This is a genomic window from Novosphingobium capsulatum NBRC 12533 (assembly GCF_001598375.1).
GTDB lineage: Bacteria > Pseudomonadota > Alphaproteobacteria > Sphingomonadales > Sphingomonadaceae > Novosphingobium > Novosphingobium capsulatum.
Window position 1 is genome coordinate 202,539 of the sequence record NZ_BCYV01000013.1, and the last position, 17,559, is coordinate 220,097.

Here is a 17,559-nt window from a genome sequence, read left to right on the forward strand (position 1 = left end):
GGCGATTGAGCCGGTCTGGGGGACGAGCTGTTCGCAGTTGCGTAATCGCGCGGGCATGTCATGTTTCCGGTCATGTTGATCGGGGCAAAACCGCAAGGCAGGATCTGTGATGGCAAATGACGTGGCCGGCCGGCATGGCGTGGGAACCGCACCTGCTGATGCGGGTGGTTCGGCCAGCGGAACGGTTGATGCGGCGCTGGGCCATGCGGCCCGCCTGATGGCGCGCCAGCCCGCGCTGGCGCTGGCGCAGGCGCGCGAGATCCTGCGCGCGGTGCCGGGCCACCCTCACGCCATTCTGCTCGAAGGCCAGGCCCTGCGCGTGCTGGGCCACCTGGCCGAGGCGCGCGGCGTGCTTGCCGCGCTGGTGGCAAGCCAGCCGCGCGCGGCAGCTGCGGCGGCCGAACTGGGGCTGACGCTTGCGGCCTTGGGCGAAGACGCCGCAGCGATGGCGCAATTGCGCCGGGCCGTGGCGCTCAAGCCTGATCTGGCCCATGTCTGGCAGGCGCTCGCCACGCTGCTGCGCGCCAGCGGTGACGAAGCCGGCGCCGGCCAGGCCGAAGTTGCCGGTATCGAGGCTGCGGCCAAGGACCCCGTGCTGCTGCGGGCCGCCCTGGCCATGGGGGAAGGGCGGCTGGACGAGGCGGAAACCCATGTCCGCGCGCGCCTGGCGATGATCCCCACCGATCCTGCCGCGCTGCGCCTGCTGGGCGAGGTGCTGTGGCGGCAGGGAGAGATCGAGGCGGCGCTGCCGCTGCTGCGTGCCGCCGTGGCGCGCGCGCCCGCTTTCGTGGCGGCACGTGAATTGCTGGTGCGCATCCTGGCCATGGGGCCCGATGTGGCCGAGGCGCTGGACCATGCCAGCCGCCTGGTGGCCGATGATCCCGAGCATGGCGGCCATGCCATGCTCAAGGCCTCGTTGCTGGTGCGCATTGGTGACCAGGAGGGCGCGCGCGATCTCTATCGTGCCATCCTGGCGCGCGATCCTGGGCGGCCACGGGTGTGGCTCAATCTCGGCCACGTTGAAAAGACCATCGGCAACCAGGCCGCCGCGATCGAGGCCTATCGCCGCGCCGCCGCGCTCGATCCGGCAACGGGAGAGGCGTGGTGGAGCCTGGCCAACCTCAAGACCGTGCGACTGGAACAGGCCGATATCGCCGCGATGCGCGCGGCCCTGCCTCACGATGCTGTGGGGGATGAGCGTGCCGAAGATGTGGCGCAGATGCACTTTGCCCTGGGCAAGGCCTTTGAAGACCTGAGCCGCGACGATCCCGCCGCTGCCGAAAGCGCCTTTGCCCATTATGCGCGCGGCAATGCCCTGCGCCGCAGCGTGCTGGATTATGATCCGGCGCGCACCGCCGCCGCGGTCGATCGCCATGCCGCCCTGTTCACGCCTAAGTTTCTGGCAGAGCGGGCCAGCTGGGGCTGCCCGGCCGCCGATCCCATCTTCGTGGTGGGCCTGCCGCGCAGCGGATCGACGCTGGTGGAGCAGATCCTGGCCAGCCATTCGCAGATCGAGGGCACGATGGAACTGCCCGACATGATGCTGATTGCCGACCGCCTGCAATCACGGGTGGATGCCAATGACGGCGAAGGGGGCGAGTTTGCCGACATGGCAGCGCTGCTCGCCGCGCTTGGATCGGACGATTGCCGCCGGATGGGCGAGGAATATATCGAGCGCACGCGCATCCACCGCAAGACCGATCGTCCCTACTTCGTCGACAAGATGCCCAACAATTGGCAGCATGTGGGGCTGATCCGCCTGATCCTGCCCAATGCGACGGTGATCGATGCGCGGCGCCATCCGCTCGGCTGCTGCTTTTCGGGGTGGAAGCAGTATTTCGCCCGCGGCCAGGTGTTCAGTTATGACCTGAGCGAGATCGGGCACTACTATGCCGCCTATGTGCGGCAGATGGCCGCGTTCGATCGGGCCATACCCGGCGCGGTGCACCGTGTGATTTATGAAGCAATGGTGGCCGATACGCCGGGCCAGGTGCGGGCCTTGCTGGGTGCGGTGGGGGTGCCGTTCGAAGAAGGTTGCCTGGCGTTCTGGCAAAATCGCCGCGCCGTGCGCACCGCCAGTTCGGAGCAGGTGCGCCAGCCGATCTATACCGATGCGGTGGAGCACTGGAAGCGGTTCGAGCCCTGGCTCGATCCGCTGCGCGCGGCGCTTGGCCCGGTGCTCGACAGCTATCCCGACGTGCCGGCGGGATGGTGACCCCGCCGGCCGCCGTGCACATCAGGCGACGCTGAGCGTCACATCGATGTTGCCGCGCGTGGCGTGGCTGTAGGGGCAGATTTCATCGGCCCTGGCCACCAGCGCTTCGGCTGCGGCGCGATCGACACCGGGCAGGTGCACGGTCAGGGCCACAGTCAGGCCAAAGCCGCCATCGCTGCGCGGGCCGATGCCGACGGCCGAATCCACCGCGATGTCAGCCGGAACGCGGGGCAGGGCCTTGTCCTGGCTGGCTGCGAACTTCATCGCGCCGATAAAGCAGGCGGCATAGCCGGCGGCGAACAGCTGTTCGGGGTTGTTGCCGGCGCCATTGCCACCCAGTTCCTTGGGCGTGGCCAGCGTGATGTCCAGGCCATTGTTCACGCCGTCTTCGGCAATCGTGGCGCGGCCATCGCGGCCACCAGTGGCCTTGGCATGGGCGGTGTAAAGCGGCTTGATCGACATGACAGAGTTCCTTTCGCGGTTTAATATCGAAAACGATTAAATCGTGTACGACCTAAATAGGTGAGTCGCGCGGAAAGGTCAAGCACTTGCGATTTGATCGCACGCGATTTATCTTGTCGATATGGAACAGACCCCGTCAGACCCGCTCGATACCGCGCTTTCCGGCCCCCAGGCGGCTGCCGAGCTGGCGGCACAGATGGCGGCCGGCGGACCACCCTTGGCCACCGGCACGGCTGACAAACCCTTTGCCAACATGCTGTGCTTTTCGGTCTATGCGGCGCAACTGGCGTTCAACCGGCTCTACAAGCAGCTGCTGGCGCCCCACGGCCTCACTTATCTGCAATATCTGGTGCTGGTGGCCCTGGCCCAGGCGGAAGACCGCACCGTGGGCGAACTGGGCGAAGTCCTGTTCCTGGAATCCAACACGCTCACGCCGCTGCTCAAGCGGATGGAGGCTGCCGGGCTGGTGGTGCGCCGGCGTGACGCGGAGGATGAGCGCGTGGTTCGCGTGGCGCTCGCTCCGGCCGGCGCAGAGGTGGTGGCCCAGGTGGAATGCGTGCCGCTCGATGTGCTGTCCGCGCTCGACATGCCCTTGGGCGATTTGCAGCAGATGAAGGCGGCGATCGACCGGCTGGGCAGCGAACTGCGCAAGTCGACCACCTGAAATCCCCGGCTGGTGTTGGCATGGCCAGAGCCGCACGATCACGCGTGGCTCTGGCCGGAATGCAGATCACGCAGGCAAGCCGCTGATCGCTTTCATTTCCATGAAGTCCTTCAGGCCATAGAGCCCGCCTTCACGGCCATTGCCCGATTGCTTGTAGCCGCCGAACGGGGCGCCGGGAGTGGGGCCCCAGTTGTTGATCGCCACCATGCCGGCGCGCAGGGCCGGCACCACGTCTGCCGCCTTGGCCGGATCGCCGGTGATGCAGGCTGAAAGGCCATAGCTGGTGTCGTTGGCGATCTCGATCGCCTCGTCCAGGCTGTCATAGGGGATGATCGTCGCCACCGGGCCAAAGATCTCTTCCTTGGCAATGCGCATGTCCGGCGTGACATTGGAAAACAGCGTGGGCGCAATGTAATAGCCGCGGTTGACCTCGGCCGGCAGGTCAGGGCCGCCGCATTCCAGCGTGGCGCCTTCGTCGATCGCCGACTGGATCAGGTCGCGGATCTTGTCGTGCTGCGCCTTGTTGACCACCGGGCCGAGGTGGCTGCCTTCCTCCAGCGGATTGCCGACCTTGGCGGCGGAATACATTGCCTTGACGAACGCGGCGGCCTCGGCCTGGCGTTCACGCGGGACAAGGATGCGCGTGGGGGAGATGCAGCTTTGCCCCGAATTGACCAGCGGGCCAGAGGCGGTCGCCGGCAGCTGGCTGGCAAAATCGGCATCGGGCAGCACGAGGTTGGGCGACTTGCCACCCAGTTCCTGGTGCACGCGCTTGACCGTGTCGGCCGCCGCCTTGGCCACCATGATGCCGGCGCGGGTTGAGCCGGTGAAGCTGACCATGTCGATATCGGGATGGCTGCTGATCGCCGTGCCCACACCGGGGCCATCGCCCTGAACCAGGTTGAACACGCCTGCCGGCACGCCGGCGGCGTCCATGATTTCAGCGAGAATGGCGGCGCAGGTGGGGCATTCTTCCGAAGGCTTGAGCACCATGGTGTTGCCGGCGGCCAGAGCTGGCGCCACCTTGAGCGCGATCTGGTTAAGCGGCCAGTTCCATGGGGTGATCAGGCCGACCACGCCGATCGGCTCGTGGGCCACCTTGAAGGCGCCATTGTCTTCCACGAACTGGAAGTTCTTGAGGGCCGCGATGGTCCCCATGAAGCCACCGATTCCGGCGCCAACCTGGGCCGTGCTGGCAAAGCTCAACGGCGCGCCCATTTCCTCGGCCATGGCGTGGGCCAGATCGGGGATGCGCTTCTTGTATTCCGCAACGACGCGGTCGAGCAGCGCAAGGCGCTCTTCGCGAGTCGTCCGGCTGAAGGTCTTGAAGGCGCGGCGCGCAGCGGCCACGGCAGCGTCAACGTCTGCAGCAGTGCCGAGCGTGATCGCGGCGCAGGGTTCTTCCGTCGCCGGGTTGATCACCTCGTGGCGGCGGCCGCCCTGGCTGTTGACCCATTGGCCATCGATATAATGCTGAAGGCGTTCGCGCATCGCGCTTCTCCAATCAATAAGTTAGGTAAGCTAACTTTTAGGGAGCGCAGGCGGCGATGGCAAGCGGAGGGTTTGTGCAGAATGGATAGGGTTTCGCGCCGTGCACGACCAAACGGTTGTGCACGGCGTGAAACCCGAAACGCGCGTCCGTTAGACGGTTCGGCGGCCGGTAAACAGCTGCACCAGACCGATGATCAGGGCGAGCACCAGCAGAATGTGGATGACGCCGGCGGTCACCTTGAAGGCGAAGACGCCCAGCGCCCAAAGCACGAGCAGAACGAGAGCGATGGTCAAAAGCATGGCGGGGCTCCTGGAACGGGTGGCGCCCCGCCTGTGGCGGTGGCGCGGATTGGCATCCTTGTGTGGCTGGTAAACGGTGCACCAAAGGGCTGGTTCCCGAATTTGAAAATCGTCGGGAATAGGCGATTCACCGTAGGCTTGGGGCGGGCGCTAACCATTTATTGGTAATATTCCTCCACGCTTCCCAAGTGGTTGGTGCGTGACGCGCCAGATCCACGGGCCGGGGGACACGAGGTTGAGCGAGGAACAGCGCACGGGCTGGATTGTCGGTGCCACGTTCGCGGCACTGCTGGCCTTGTCGGGCGCGCTAATGGCAGCGCTCAATCATTCCATCCATGTGGTCGACGCCTTTACCCGCAAGGATGAGCGCGAGATGGTCGCGCGCTATCTCGATACGCGGGTGCGTACGGTAATCATCGGCCAGACCGGGCAACTGGTGTGGGATGATTCGGTCCAGCATGCCGTGCGGCACACTGATCTGCCATGGATGGACCGCGAACTGGGCGTGTTCCCGTGGACCAACCAGGGCGCCGAAGAGACCATGCTGGTCGAACCCAACGGCACGCTGGTGCGCGGCTGGCGGCATGGCCAGGTGATGCCCGACTATCCCTATGCCAAGGCGCGCTGGCAGGTGGAATCGGTTTTGTCCCAGGCGCGCAGCAACCGCCGCGTCTATGGCCAGGTGGCGCAGTTTCGCCGCGTGGGCGGGGCGCTGTGGCCGTTCGATGCGCGCGGCGCGCCGCTTTCACGGTGGGGGTCGTCGCTGGTTTGGCATGACGGCCGGCTGATGCTGTTGACCGCCGCGGCCATCGTACCCGATCGGAACTATGCGTTGCTCACGACCGAGCCGCGCTATCTCGTTTCGCTGCGCCTGGTCGATGATCGCGTGCTGCACGCGCTGGCGGCCGATCTGCTGCTGCCCGATTTTCACTTCGTGCGCACGCTGCCGCCGCTGAGCACGGTCAATTCCCTGCCGCGCTTCAGCGCCGATGGCACGCGGGTGGGCTTCTTCGTGTGGACCCCGCAATTGCCTGGGCCAGCCATCTGGCGTGGCACGGCGCCGCTGCTCGCCACCTGGATTTTCCTGTTCCTGGCGGTGTTGGCCGGTGGCGTGATGATCGTGCGGCGTATGCGCGCCACCACGCAGCATCTGCAGTTGAGCGAAGCCCAGGCGCAATACAACGCACTGCATGATCCCATGTCTGGCCTGGCCAATCGCCTGCACTTTGCCGAACGCCTGCGCGAGGAACTGGCCGATGCCAACCGCCAGCGTCAGGCGGGCGGCCAGGGCGACGTGTTCGTGGGCTATATCGATCTCGATGCGTTCAAGACCGTGAACGACACGATGGGGCACCATGTGGGCGACGAACTGGTCACCCAGGTGGCGCAGCGCCTGCGCGACGGATTGCTGCAGACTGATCTCATCGCACGGTTTGGCGGCGACGAGTTCGTGGTCCTGCGGCGCACCACGGGCGGGCTGGGTGCGGCCAATGCGCTGGGGCGGCAGATCGTGGGCCTGATGGCCGATCCGTTCATCATCGCCGGGCACAGCCTGGGCGTGACATGCTCATGCGGGATCAGCTGGGGGCCGGGGCAAACCGACGATGCCGCCGAACTGCTGCGCCGCGCCGATATCGCGCTCTACCGGGCCAAGCAGGGCGGCCGCGCGCGCTATCGCTGCTATACCAACGGCATGGACGCCACCGAGCGGCTGGCGCGCGAACTGGAGCTGGAACTGCGCCGCGCCATCGCCAACGACGAACTGGAGGCGCACTTCCAGCCGATCGTCGATCTCGCCACGTGGCAGATCGAAGGGTTCGAGGCGCTGTTGCGCTGGCCGCACCCCGAGCGCGGCGATATCGGGCCGGGCGTGTTCGTGCCGATTGCCGAACAATCCGGGCTGATGGTGCCGCTGGGCACCTGGATGCTGCGCCGTGTGTTCATGCAGTGCCGGCACTGGCCTGCCGCCGATATCTCGATCAATCTTTCGCCGATCCAGATCATGGCCCAGGGCTTTATCGAAACGATCGCGGCGTTGGTGCAGGAAACCGGCATCTCGCCGCAGCGAGTGATCCTGGAAGTGACCGAGGGCGTGATGCTCGATCGCAGCGACCATGTGGCGCAAACGCTCACGACGCTTCAGGACATGGGCTTCCGCATCGCGCTCGATGATTTCGGCATCGGCTATTCCTCGCTGAGCTACCTGCGCTCGTTCCAGTTCGACCGCATCAAGATCGATCGCTCGTTCGTGCAGAACATCGAAAGCGACCTCGATGCGCAATCGATCCTGGGGGCAATCGTCGCGCTGGGGCAGACCCTGCGCATGAAAGTGGTGGCCGAAGGGGTGGAAACCGAGCTGCAACGCCGCCTGGTCCACGCCGCCGGGTGCGAGTTCGTGCAAGGGCATCTGTTCTGGCCCGCGCTGCCGGCCGATCAGGCCTGCGCTCTTTTGGCCCGCAACGCCGCCCAGCACATGCAGCAGGCGATCTGACACCCCGGATCCTTCCTCACACCGTGGGGGAGGTGGCGGACCGCAGGTCCGTCGGAGGGGGAGTGCAGACCATGCGCTTGGCCAGTGCCTGGCGCAGAATAGCGGGACCCCGGATCAAGTCCGGGGTGACGAAGATTTTCAACGAATATATTTACTTATCGTCACCCCGGACTTGATCCGGGGTCCCGCTACCTAATCGGCTCCGCCCAACAAAAAACCGCCCGAAACGGGCGGCTTTGTTGCTTCGGCGTAGCGCGGAGCGTTCAGCCCTGCGCCTTGTCCACCATGGCCAATTCGATCGCGGCGGTCTGGGTAACCGGGGCGGCGCTGGCGGGGGCGCCGTGGGGGTAGATGAAGCCGAAGGCGGGCGAGGGGCGCATGCCGAGCGATTGGGTCGGGCCGTACCATACGCGCACTTCCGACCAGTCACCAGCGGCCGACACGTCAACCGCCATCACGCCGCGTTCGACCATGCCAGGGCGCGACCAGTTGGCATGGTTGATCATCACGTGGCGGGCATCGACCACCTTGCTGACCACGGCGACGTGGCCATAGGGCATGGAGTGTGAAGCGCGGAATGCGAGGACGGCACCGGCCTTGGGCTCTTGCCCGCGGGCATAGGTGCCAGCCGCATTGCCCCACCAATCGCGCGCATTGCCCGAAAGCTGAACGTCGGAAACCTGGCGGGCATAGGTCACGCACTGGAGCCGGGCATGGGCCACGTTCGGCAGTGCAGCAAGCGAAGCGAAGGCGGCCAGGGCGGTGAGTGCGGTGCGAAGCATGGCCTGCACCTTAGGGTTTGCGGCGGATTCTGGAACCGGGGGTTCCCACGCTTCACCGCTCGCGCCGGGCCGTTTATCCTGCATTCATCCTGGCTGTGGATAACTTTCGCAATGCAGCATGGCGGACACGAAAAACGCCCGGACCGCTTGGGTCCGGGCGTCTGTCTTTCGTGCCTGCCGCATCGCTGCGGCAAGGCCAGCTCGCTTACGAGCTGTAGTACATGTCGAATTCGACGGCCGAAGGCGTGGTTTCCCAACGGAACACTTCGGGCCACTTGAGTTCGATGTAGCTTTCGATCTGGTCCTTGGTGAACACGCCGCCATCGAGCAGGAAGTCGTGGTCAGCGGCCAGCGAGTCCAGCGCTTCGCGCAGCGAACCGCACACGGTCGGCACGGCGGCGAGTTCGGCCGGCGGCAGATCGTAGAGGTTCTTGTCCATGGCTTCGCCCGGGTGGATCTTGTTCTTGATCCCGTCGAGGCCAGCCATCAGCAGCGCGGCATAGGCGAGGTAGGGGTTGGCCATCGCGTCGGGGAAACGGAATTCCACGCGCTTGGCCTTGGCGCCGGCGCCATAGGGGATGCGGCACGAGGCCGAACGGTTGCGGGCCGAATAGGCCAGCAGCACCGGCGCTTCATAACCCGGCACCAGGCGCTTGTAGCTGTTGGTGGTGGGGTTGGTGAACGCGTTCAGCGCCTTGGCGTGCTTGATCACGCCACCGATGAAGTACAGGCACATGTCCGACAGGCCGGCGTAGCCATTGCCAGCGAACAGGGGCTTGCCCGAATCCCAGATCGAGATGTGGGTGTGCATGCCCGAGCCGTTGTCCTTCATGATTGGCTTGGGCATGAACGTGGCCGTCTTGCCATAGGCCTGCGCGACCTGCTGCACGACGTACTTGTAGATCTGCATGCGGTCGGCCGTCTGCACCAGGGTGCCGAAGGTCAGGCCCAGTTCGTGCTGCGCGGCGGCCACTTCGTGGTGGTGCTTGTCGCAGGGCAGGCCCATTTCGAGCATGGTCGAAACCATTTCGCCGCGGATGTCGACGCAGCTGTCGACCGGGGCGACGGGGAAGTAGCCACCCTTGGCACGCGGACGGTGCGCCAGGTTGCCGGCTTCGTAGTCCTTGTTCGAGTTGGTCGGCAGCTCGATGTCGTCGATCTTGAAGCCGTTGCCGTCATAGCCGTCATAGAACTTGACGTCGTCGAACAGGAAGAATTCCGCTTCCGGGCCGACATAGACGGTGTCACCGATGCCGGTCGACTTGAGGAAGGCTTCGGCGCGCTTGGCGGTCGAACGCGGATCGCGCGAATAGAGTTCGCCGGTCGACGGTTCGACGATGTCGCAGTTGATGATCAGCATCGGCGTGGCCGAGAACGGATCGACATAGACCGAGTCGAGGTCGGGCTTGAGGATCATGTCCGACTCGTTGATGGCCTTCCAGCCTTCGATCGACGAGCCGTCGAACATCAGGCCGTCTTCCAGTTCGTCTTCGCCCAGGACCGACGACACCATGGTGAGGTGCTGCCACTTGCCCTTGGGGTCGGTGAAGCGGAGATCAACCCACTCGATTTCCTCTTCCTTGATACGGGCGAGGATGTCCTTTGCACTTGCCATCGCTGGTCCTTCTGTTTGCCCGCTGGATAAAGACGCGGGCTTCAGGGGTGGTTGGAAAAGGAGGCCGCCCGTCCCAAGGCCACCCCCGCTTCACCCGCCGCACCGCCGGTCTGCCCTCCACCCAGGGTGGAGACCAGGCGCACGCTGCGGCGAAATTCGTTCAGATCGCGTCGTTGTCGCGTTCGCCGGTGCGGATGCGCAGGGCGCTTTCGATGGGGATCACGAAGATCTTGCCATCGCCGATGCGGCCGGTCTGTGCAGCAGCCGCCACGGCTTCCACCACACGCTCCACCAGGGCGTCGGCCACGACAACCTCAAGCTTCACCTTGGGCAGGAAATCGACGACGTATTCCGCGCCGCGATAGAGCTCGGTATGGCCCTTCTGGCGGCCGAAACCCTTGGCTTCGGTCACGGTGATGCCCGAAACGCCGATTTCGTGCAGCGCTTCCTTCACTTCGTCGAGCTTGAAGGGTTTGATGATCGCTTCGATCTTCTTCACCGGTTCCTGACCCCTGCACCTGATGCAGCGCTGCACCACGAAAGTGTGGGCAGGCGCATGTTCCTCGTGTCCGCAGACCCGATCCTAACAAGAATCGTGCCACTGTTAAGCACAGTGCCCTAGGCCATTGCCGCCCGGTGCGAAAGCGGGAAATTCAGGGGGAAAGAAAGAATGCAACCCAACCCTGTGCAAAATCATGCGGGTTGTTGCGCAGATGCGACGGAAAAGTGCTTAAATAAAAGGCAGGGGCTGCCTGTTTTTTGGGCAGCTCCTGCCTGGGCAGAGCGTGAGATCAGGCGGCGTAAGGCGGCTTGTGCAGGCCTTTGGGGCTGGTGGTGAAAATCTCGCAGCCGTCTTCGGTGATGCCGATCGAATGCTCGAACTGAGCAGACAGCGAACGGTCGCGCGTGACGGCCGTCCAGCCATCGTCGAGGATCTTCACGGCGGGCTTGCCCAGATTGATCATCGGTTCGATCGTGAAGAACATGCCGGGCTTGAGCACCGGGCCAGTGCCGGCGCGCGCGGCGTGCACCACTTCGGGCGCATCGTGGAACAGGCGGCCCAGGCCGTGCCCGCAGAAATCGCGAACCACGCCATAGCGCTGCTTTTCGGCATGGGCCTGGATCGCCGCGCCGATATCGCCCAGCCGCGCGCCGGGCTTGGCCTGCTCGATGCCGATCATTAGACACTCATAGGTCACGTCGACCAGGCGGCGCGCCTTCAACGGCACGTCACCAACCAGATACATCCGGCTGGTATCGCCGTGCCAGCCATCGAGCAGCGGCGTCACGTCGATATTGACGATGTCGCCGTCCTTGAAGGTCTTGTCCGACGGAATGCCGTGGCACACCACATGGTTTATCGAGATGCAGCACGAATGCGCATAGCCGCGATAGCCCAGCGTCGCCGGCACCGCGCCGGCGTCGAGCGTCATCTGCCGCACGACATCGTCGATGGCGGCAGTGGTCACGCCGGGCTGCACCAGCGGCGCCACGGCATCAAGGATTTCGGCCGCCAGGCGCCCGGCCTTGCGCATGCCCTCGAACCCGGGGGGCCCATGGAGCTTGATCGTTCCGTCGCGCAGGACGGTTTCGGTGTCGTCTACGGTCACATATTCGGTCATCGCCACGATATAGCGGGGCGCGCGCGAAATTGCGAGGTTGGATCGTGCGGCGCAGGCTGCCCAGCTGGCAGGATATCTTCACACGAAGCCACGAAGGCACGAAGATGGCATTTCGCTACGTGGCTTTGTGCGCGAAGATCGCATGAGGCTGGCAAAGCAGATAGCTGGACCCCGGATCAAGTCCGGGGTGACGAAGAAAAAATCACCATAAAGACTATCGTCACCCCGGACTTGATCCGGGGTCCAGCTTCTTTGTCGGCGCAACAAACCCCGTAGTCGCGAGCCGCACTTTACTGCACAGCAAAAGCCCCGCGCCATTCCGGCTTCACGGCCGCCAGCACCGCCGGCGTGACCGGCAGCGTCACTTCATACGATCCCTCGGCATAAGGCCCGGCTTCATAGGGCGCGATCAGGAAGCCGATGCGGTCGAACGCCTTCTTGCCGCGCGAGCCCAGGATCACCGTCTGCGCCAAGGGATCGACGCAGGCGTCAAAGCCACTGTCGCCGCCCAGGCTGGCATGGCCGCCGCGCTTCTTGGCGCGTTGCGCGTCCAGTGCCTTGCAGAAATCGGCGTGGATCGCGCCGGTGAGCGCGGCGCGGGCGGTGAACAGGTCTAGCGCATTGCGGGCCTGGCCGGCGCGCTTGTCCCACAGGATCGCGGCATAGCCATAGTTGGGATGGGCGCCGCCGCTGTCGTTGCCGACCAGGCTCGACAGGCTGAGCCAATCGGGCAAGTCGGCGACAACCTGCCATTCCTGCCAATGGCCAAAGGCATGGAACGGATATTTGTCGCGCGCCGCTTCCTTCTGCCCCTGCTCGGCATCGTGCTTGAGCGTGGCGCGCTGCTTGGCCTCGTCTGCTGCCAGCCGGGCACGCAGGGCGGGCTGGGCATCGGACGCGGCAGGCCAGGAATAGCTGAATTCATAGGCATCGGTGCTTTCCTTCACCGCATGCCCGGCGGTGGAGGATTGCGTTGCCTGGGCGCTGGCGTGGCTGGTGGTGGCGCTGGCCGTGGCCGTGGTCGTGGTCGTGTCGGCCGGCGCGGCCTGGCTGGCCGGGGCGGGCGTTGCCGGTTGGCGGTTGCAGGCGGCAAGCATGGCCAGGGTCATCAGGGCAGGCAGCAGGGCAGAGTGGCGGGGGGCTGGCATAAGGGGCATCGCGGGGCATTTTCCTCTCGATCTTGGCGCCGTCCTGCGCCAAGGTCTGGTCCAAGATGACCGACAAGAACGCGTTGATCCAGCCCGATCGCGACCAGAGCGCGATTGCCCTGCACATTGTCGACAAGGCGAGCATGCCCGATTGGCTGCGCGCCCGCAGCGGCCAGGCGCGCGCGCTGCTGACCGCACAAGCCTTTGCTGGCGCTGCCGGCGAGGTGGCCGTCGTGCCCGAGGGGGATGGCGATGGCTGGATCGCGGTGGCGGGCGTCGCCGATCGCGCCAAGCTCGGCACCTGGTGCCTGGCCCGCGCGGCAGAGCGGCTGCCTGCCGGCACCTATCGCCTGGCCGGCGTGGGCGATGCTGCCCCCGCGCTGCATGGGTGGGTCACCGCGCAATACCGGTTCGATCGCTATCGCAGCCAGGGCAGCGAGCCCGGCCCGCGCGTGCTGCTGACCAGCGCGGTGCGCGCCCTGCCGCTGGCCCTGGCCGAAGCGGCGGCGGTCACCATGGTGCGTGATCTGGTCAATACCCCCGCCGAAGACATGGGCCCGGCGCAACTGGAGGCCGAAGCCCGCGCGCTGGCCAAGGCGCACCACGCCACGATCCATGTGATTGCCGGCGACGTACTGGAGCGGGACTATCCGATGGTCCACGCAGTGGGTCGTGCCGCCGCGCGCAGCCATGCCCCGCGCCTGATCGAGCTGGAATGGGGGAACCCAAGCCATCCCCGCGTGGCCGTGGTGGGCAAGGGCGTGTGCTTTGATTCCGGCGGCCTCGATATCAAGCCGGCCTCGGGCATGGCGCTGATGAAAAAGGATATGGGCGGCGCGGCCCATGCCCTGGCGCTGGCCGGGCTGATCATGGGGCAAAACCTGCCGGTGCGGTTGCATCTGCTGGTCCCGGCAGTGGAAAATGCCATTTCCGGCAACGCTTTCCGCCCAGGAGACATTCTGCGCACGCGCCAGGGCTTGAGCGTGGAAGTGACCAACACCGATGCCGAAGGGCGCCTGGTGCTGGGCGACGCGCTGACCCGTGCAAGCGAAGCCAAGCCCGAGCTGGTGATCGACTTTGCCACGCTGACCGGCGCGGCACGGGTGGCGCTTGGCCCCGATCTGCCCGCGATGTTTGCCCGGCGCGACGAGACGGCGCAGGCTCTGCTCGCCGCCGGGATCGGGCGCGATGATCCGTGCTGGCAGTTGCCGCTGCACGATGCCTATCGCGAATGGCTGAAATCCGATGTCGCCGATCTGCAGAATTCGCCCAGCAATGGTTTTGCCGGGGCCAGCGTGGCGGCGCTGTTCCTCGATCGCTTTGTCGGCGAGGGGATCGATTGGCTGCATTTCGATACCTTTGCCTGGCGCCCGGTGGGCAAGCCGGGCCGGCCCAAGGGTGGTGAAGCGCTGGGCCTGCGCGCGGCCTGGGGCCTGCTGCAGGGGCGCTACGCGGCGGGCTGAACGCGGCGCGGATGGCGCAAAACTTGAATCCCGGGGCAAGGGCGGCTAAGCGCGCGCCTTTGCGAATGTCCGGGAACCCGCCTTGTCTGCCGAATCCGATCTTGCCCTTGTCGTTTCCCCGGCCGTAGCGCCCGAGGGAGAACTGGCTCTGTCCGGCCCTTCGGCCAAGGTCGATCCGCTGCGCCTGCCGGTTCGGGGCGATCTGGCGCATGTCCGCCTGGCTGGCCGCGTCTTCGTGCCGCACTATGCCGTGCCGATGCCGCACCGCGTGGTCGCTGAAACGGCCCTGCTCAAGGCCGGCCGCAGCGATGCCGAGGCCATCGCGCAACTGCCGGCGGGCGAAACCTTTGCCGTGCTCGACATGGCCGGCGGCTGGGCCTGGGGCCAGGCATCGGATGAAGGCGGCCTGGTGGGCTATGTGCCGCTTTCTGCGCTGGAGTTGGTAGCATGACCACGCAGGTTTTCATCGATGGCGCCGCCGGCACGACCGGCCTGGAAATCGCCGAGCGGCTCGCCGGCCGCAGCGAATTTGCGCTGATCACGCTGGACGAAGCGCGCCGCAAGGATGATGGCGCCCGGGCCGAGGCGATCAACGCCGCCGACGTGGTGATCCTGTGCCTGCCCGATGATGCCGCGCGCGCGGCCGTGGCGATGATCGCCAACGATACCACGCGGGTGATCGATGCCTCCACCGCGCACCGCGTGGCCGAGGGCTGGACCTATGGCCTGCCCGAAGTGATCAGCCGCGATGCCGTGGCCAATGCACGCCGCGTGTCCAATCCCGGCTGCTATCCCACCGGCTTCATCGCCCTGGTCGCACCGCTGGTGCGCGCCGGACTTTTGCCGGCCAACTGGCCCTATGTGGTGCACGCCGTTTCGGGCTATTCGGGTGGCGGCAAGGCGCTGATCGCCCGTTTCGAAGACGATACCGATATTGCCTGGCGCGGCTATGGCCTGGCCTTCGGGCACAAGCACGTGCCGGAAATGACTGCCTATGCCGGTCTTTCGGTCGCTCCGCTGTTCAGCCCGGCGGTGGTGCCGGCGCTGCGCGGCATGGTGGTGGAAGTGCCGCTCTCGCTCGAAGCGATGCCGGGGGCCGGATCGCCCCAGGCGCTGTTCGAGGCATTGGCCGCATTCTACGCCGGCAGCCCGATCGTCAGCGTCACGCAAGGCGCGCCCACCGACGGCGAATTCCTGATGCGCCGCAGCGCCCAGGCTTGGGACGGCCTTGCGCTCAGCGTGATCGGCAGCAAGGACGGCACCCAGGCGCGCCTGGTCGCCCGGCTCGACAATCTGGGCAAGGGCGCCAGCGGCGCGGCGGTGCAGACGCTCAATCTGATGGCAGGCCTGCCGGAAACCGCGGGTCTGTCGCTGTAATTCGCGATCCTCATCCGCAAAAAAAGGCGCCGGAGCGATGCCCCGGCGCCTTTTTTACGTCAACACGCGAAAGATCAGTCTTCCGGCGCGATGGTGACCTTGAGGCCATCGACGACCGGCAGCTGGCACGACAGGCGCGACGTGGCGGTGCGGTGGTCCGAGCTGTCGAGCAGGTCGTTCTCGTCTTCGCTCATCGTCGGCAGCGCGTCGGCGCCATCATCGACATAGACATGGCACGTGGCGCACGAGCAGCACCCGCCGCACAGGGCAAGCAATTCGTCAAAGCCGTTATCGCGGATGGCTTCCATCACGGTAAGGCCGCTATCCACTTCGATGGCCTTTTCGGCACCGGCACGATCGACGACAACAAGCTTCGGCATTGTCTAAAGCTCCTCATGGTGGGCGGGATTCGCATCGATCTCTGTTCGCCCTTCGTCCCGGCTGCTAATGCCCTGGGAAAATATTGGCCAGAAAAATTTGAGCATGTGCGAAGGGATGCAGCGCCGAATGGGACTTTCTAACCAGGCGATCACGGCGGGACTGGATCATCTCGCCACGCAGAACCCGGCTTTTGCCGCAGCTTTGGCCAAAGTCGGCTATCCCGAACCGCGCATTCGCGAAACCGGCTACCGTACGCTGCTGCGCACCATCGTCGGGCAGCAGGTGAGCGTGGCGGCAGCCGCATCGGTGTGGGCGCGGCTCGAAGCGCTGCTGGGGCCCGACATGCCGCCGGCCGATCTGCTCGCGGCCGATTTCGATGCGCTGCGCAGCTGTGGCCTGTCTCGCCAGAAGCAGGGCTATGCCCGCTCGCTGTGCGAACTGGTGGTATCGGGCGCGCTCGATCTGGCGGCCTTGCCCGATGATGATGAGGCGGCCATTGCCCAACTGGTGCAGATCAAGGGCGTGGGCCGCTGGTCTGCCGAAATCTATTTGCTGTTTGCCGAAGGGCGGCCCGATATCTGGCCAGCAGGAGACCTTGCCGTGCAGGTTGGCCTGGGCAAGTTGCTGGGCCTGCCGGAACGGCCGAGCGAGAAGGAAACGCGCGCTCTGGCCGAGCCCTGGCGCCCGCATCGCGGCGCCCTCGCGCTGTTTACCTGGCATTGCTATGCCAATCCCGCGCTATGACGAAATGCATCTTCGTCACCGGTGGCGCGTCGGGCATCGGCCGGGCCATCGCCATCCGCTTTGCCCGGGAAGGCTGGTTTGTGGCGCTGGCCGATGTCGATAGCGCCGGCATGGCCCAGACCGGTGCGCTTCTGCCGGCCGGGCGTTGGTCAGCTCACCTGCTCGACGTGCGCGATGCCGCTGGGTGGGACATTGCCTTGGGCTTGGCTGCAGCGGCAGGGGGCGGCGCGATCCATGTCGTCGCCAACAACGCCGGCGTGCCGCTGGGCGGCGCCCTGGCGCAGTGCACGGTGGACGAAATCGAACGGGTGATCGCGATCAACCTGACCGGTGCCACGCTGGGCGCACGGGCGGCCTATCCCTGGCTCAAGGCGGCCGCGGGGCAGGGCGCCTGCCTGCTCAACACCGCCAGCGCGGCTGCGCTCTATGGCACGCCGGGCACGTCGGTCTATGCCGCCACCAAGGCGGGCCTGCGCGCGCTGACCGAGGCGCTCGACGCCGAATGGGCGGGCGATGGGATTGCCGTGCGCAGCCTCATGCCTGGCTTCATCGCCACGCCGCTGCTCGAACACGCACCCAATGCCGCCACGCCCGGCACGATCACAGACGCAGTGGTGCGCCAGGGGTTGGAGATCGGCACGCCCGATGCCGTGGCTGAGGCGGCGTGGCAGGCGGTGCATGGGCCGCGCCTGCATATGCTGGTCGGCCCCACGGCGCGGCGCCTGGCCTTTGCCGCGCGTTGGCTGCCGGGCACGCTGCGCCGCCGGTTGCGGCGGGGCGGTGGCACGGCTACGGCTTGATCAC

The 17,559-nt window shown here is 66.0% G+C and carries 17 protein-coding genes; 8 read left to right on the top strand and 9 right to left on the bottom strand.

Annotated features, from left to right (window positions below):
* Positions 1–109 precede the first annotated feature (109 nt).
* Positions 110–2,215, top strand: a complete 2,106-nt coding sequence (locus SCA01S_RS13470) for a tetratricopeptide repeat-containing sulfotransferase family protein (RefSeq protein ID WP_084390994.1) — start codon at positions 110–112, stop codon at positions 2,213–2,215.
* Between the two features lie 21 nt (positions 2,216–2,236).
* On the opposite strand, the gene SCA01S_RS13475 is transcribed toward SCA01S_RS13470, so the two are convergent.
* The gene (locus SCA01S_RS13475) at positions 2,237–2,677 is read right to left on the bottom strand and encodes an organic hydroperoxide resistance protein (protein WP_062786338.1); all 441 of its coding nucleotides are present in this window, start codon (positions 2,675–2,677) and stop codon (positions 2,237–2,239) included.
* Between the two features lie 196 nt (positions 2,678–2,873).
* Here SCA01S_RS13475 and SCA01S_RS13480 point away from each other — a divergent pair, with 196 nt between their 5' ends.
* Entirely contained in the window at positions 2,874–3,341 is a 468-nt protein-coding gene (locus SCA01S_RS13480; RefSeq protein ID WP_062786449.1) for a MarR family winged helix-turn-helix transcriptional regulator, read from the top strand.
* Between the two features lie 66 nt (positions 3,342–3,407).
* On the opposite strand, the gene SCA01S_RS13485 is transcribed toward SCA01S_RS13480, so the two are convergent.
* Both SCA01S_RS13485 and SCA01S_RS22290 read right to left on the bottom strand, forming a co-directional pair.
* Positions 3,408–4,832, bottom strand: coding sequence for an aldehyde dehydrogenase family protein (locus SCA01S_RS13485; RefSeq protein WP_054130603.1), 1,425 nt, complete (start codon positions 4,830–4,832; stop codon positions 3,408–3,410).
* Between the two features lie 150 nt (positions 4,833–4,982).
* Positions 4,983–5,132, bottom strand: coding sequence for a lmo0937 family membrane protein (locus SCA01S_RS22290; RefSeq protein WP_022676155.1), 150 nt, complete (start codon positions 5,130–5,132; stop codon positions 4,983–4,985).
* 199 nt (positions 5,133–5,331) lie between these two features.
* On the opposite strand from SCA01S_RS22290, the gene SCA01S_RS13490 reads away from it, so the two are divergent.
* Positions 5,332–7,623 (top strand): putative bifunctional diguanylate cyclase/phosphodiesterase, encoded by a 2,292-nt coding sequence (locus tag SCA01S_RS13490; protein ID WP_062786341.1) that lies wholly within the window; start codon positions 5,332–5,334, stop codon positions 7,621–7,623.
* A 263-nt stretch (positions 7,624–7,886) separates the two neighbouring features.
* Here SCA01S_RS13490 and SCA01S_RS13495 read toward each other — a convergent pair whose 3' ends face one another.
* From SCA01S_RS13495 to SCA01S_RS13515, 5 genes are all read right to left on the bottom strand, one after another.
* Complete coding sequence (locus SCA01S_RS13495) at positions 7,887–8,405, bottom strand: CHAP domain-containing protein (protein ID WP_022676153.1); 519 nt, start codon at positions 8,403–8,405, stop codon at positions 7,887–7,889.
* Positions 8,406–8,610: 205 nt separating this feature from the next.
* On the bottom strand, positions 8,611–10,020 hold the full coding sequence (gene glnA / locus SCA01S_RS13500; RefSeq protein WP_022676152.1) for a type I glutamate--ammonia ligase: 1,410 nt from the start codon (positions 10,018–10,020) through the stop codon (positions 8,611–8,613).
* A 160-nt stretch (positions 10,021–10,180) separates the two neighbouring features.
* A complete protein-coding gene (locus tag SCA01S_RS13505) occupies positions 10,181–10,519 on the bottom strand; it encodes a P-II family nitrogen regulator (RefSeq protein ID WP_022676151.1) in 339 nt (112 codons plus the stop codon).
* Between the two features lie 292 nt (positions 10,520–10,811).
* The gene (gene map / locus SCA01S_RS13510; RefSeq protein ID WP_062786344.1) at positions 10,812–11,642 is read right to left on the bottom strand and encodes a type I methionyl aminopeptidase; all 831 of its coding nucleotides are present in this window, start codon (positions 11,640–11,642) and stop codon (positions 10,812–10,814) included.
* A 290-nt stretch (positions 11,643–11,932) separates the two neighbouring features.
* Positions 11,933–12,799: a PdaC/SigV domain-containing protein gene (locus tag SCA01S_RS13515; protein ID WP_245652609.1), complete on the bottom strand. Its 867-nt coding sequence runs from the start codon at positions 12,797–12,799 to the stop codon at positions 11,933–11,935.
* Positions 12,800–12,855: 56 nt separating this feature from the next.
* Here SCA01S_RS13515 and SCA01S_RS13520 point away from each other — a divergent pair, with 56 nt between their 5' ends.
* The 3 genes from SCA01S_RS13520 to argC all read left to right on the top strand — a co-directional run bounded on the left by SCA01S_RS13520 (position 12,856) and on the right by argC (position 15,630).
* Complete coding sequence (locus SCA01S_RS13520; RefSeq protein ID WP_062786452.1) at positions 12,856–14,253, top strand: leucyl aminopeptidase family protein; 1,398 nt, start codon at positions 12,856–12,858, stop codon at positions 14,251–14,253.
* 82 nt (positions 14,254–14,335) lie between these two features.
* Positions 14,336–14,704 (top strand): SH3 domain-containing protein, encoded by a 369-nt coding sequence (locus SCA01S_RS13525; RefSeq protein ID WP_054130598.1) that lies wholly within the window; start codon positions 14,336–14,338, stop codon positions 14,702–14,704.
* Complete coding sequence (argC, locus tag SCA01S_RS13530; RefSeq protein ID WP_062786350.1) at positions 14,701–15,630, top strand: N-acetyl-gamma-glutamyl-phosphate reductase; 930 nt, start codon at positions 14,701–14,703, stop codon at positions 15,628–15,630. Before SCA01S_RS13525 ends, argC begins: the two co-directional genes overlap by 4 nt.
* Before the next feature lie 74 nt (positions 15,631–15,704).
* On the opposite strand, the gene SCA01S_RS13535 is transcribed toward argC, so the two are convergent.
* On the bottom strand, positions 15,705–16,010 hold the full coding sequence (locus SCA01S_RS13535; protein ID WP_022674665.1) for a 2Fe-2S iron-sulfur cluster-binding protein: 306 nt from the start codon (positions 16,008–16,010) through the stop codon (positions 15,705–15,707).
* A 127-nt stretch (positions 16,011–16,137) separates the two neighbouring features.
* Here SCA01S_RS13535 and SCA01S_RS13540 point away from each other — a divergent pair, with 127 nt between their 5' ends.
* Positions 16,138–16,755: a DNA-3-methyladenine glycosylase family protein gene (locus SCA01S_RS13540; protein ID WP_022674666.1), complete on the top strand. Its 618-nt coding sequence runs from the start codon at positions 16,138–16,140 to the stop codon at positions 16,753–16,755.
* Positions 16,752–17,555: an SDR family oxidoreductase gene (locus tag SCA01S_RS13545; protein WP_062786353.1), complete on the top strand. Its 804-nt coding sequence runs from the start codon at positions 16,752–16,754 to the stop codon at positions 17,553–17,555. Before SCA01S_RS13540 ends, SCA01S_RS13545 begins: the two co-directional genes overlap by 4 nt.
* The last annotated feature ends 4 nt before the right edge of the window (positions 17,556–17,559 follow it).

Excerpts from the sequence above, each read along its gene's own strand:
- SCA01S_RS13470 (WP_084390994.1), top strand. The coding sequence starts at position 110 with ATGGCAAATGACGTGGCCGGCCGGCATGGCGTGGGAACCGCACCTGCT.
- SCA01S_RS13475 (WP_062786338.1), bottom strand. The coding sequence starts at position 2,677 with ATGTCGATCAAGCCGCTTTACACCGCCCATGCCAAGGCCACTGGTGGC.
- SCA01S_RS13480 (WP_062786449.1), top strand. The coding sequence starts at position 2,874 with ATGGCGGCCGGCGGACCACCCTTGGCCACCGGCACGGCTGACAAACCC.
- SCA01S_RS13485 (WP_054130603.1), bottom strand. The coding sequence starts at position 4,832 with ATGCGCGAACGCCTTCAGCATTATATCGATGGCCAATGGGTCAACAGC.
- SCA01S_RS22290 (WP_022676155.1), bottom strand. The coding sequence starts at position 5,132 with ATGCTTTTGACCATCGCTCTCGTTCTGCTCGTGCTTTGGGCGCTGGGC.
- SCA01S_RS13495 (WP_022676153.1), bottom strand. The coding sequence starts at position 8,405 with ATGCTTCGCACCGCACTCACCGCCCTGGCCGCCTTCGCTTCGCTTGCT.
- glnA (WP_022676152.1), bottom strand. The coding sequence starts at position 10,020 with ATGGCAAGTGCAAAGGACATCCTCGCCCGTATCAAGGAAGAGGAAATC.
- map (WP_062786344.1), bottom strand. The coding sequence starts at position 11,642 with ATGACCGAATATGTGACCGTAGACGACACCGAAACCGTCCTGCGCGAC.
- SCA01S_RS13515 (WP_245652609.1), bottom strand. The coding sequence starts at position 12,799 with ATGCCCCTTATGCCAGCCCCCCGCCACTCTGCCCTGCTGCCTGCCCTG.
- SCA01S_RS13520 (WP_062786452.1), top strand. The coding sequence starts at position 12,856 with ATGACCGACAAGAACGCGTTGATCCAGCCCGATCGCGACCAGAGCGCG.
- argC (WP_062786350.1), top strand. The coding sequence starts at position 14,701 with ATGACCACGCAGGTTTTCATCGATGGCGCCGCCGGCACGACCGGCCTG.
- SCA01S_RS13535 (WP_022674665.1), bottom strand. The coding sequence starts at position 16,010 with ATGCCGAAGCTTGTTGTCGTCGATCGTGCCGGTGCCGAAAAGGCCATC.
- SCA01S_RS13540 (WP_022674666.1), top strand. The coding sequence starts at position 16,138 with ATGGGACTTTCTAACCAGGCGATCACGGCGGGACTGGATCATCTCGCC.
- SCA01S_RS13545 (WP_062786353.1), top strand. The coding sequence starts at position 16,752 with ATGACGAAATGCATCTTCGTCACCGGTGGCGCGTCGGGCATCGGCCGG.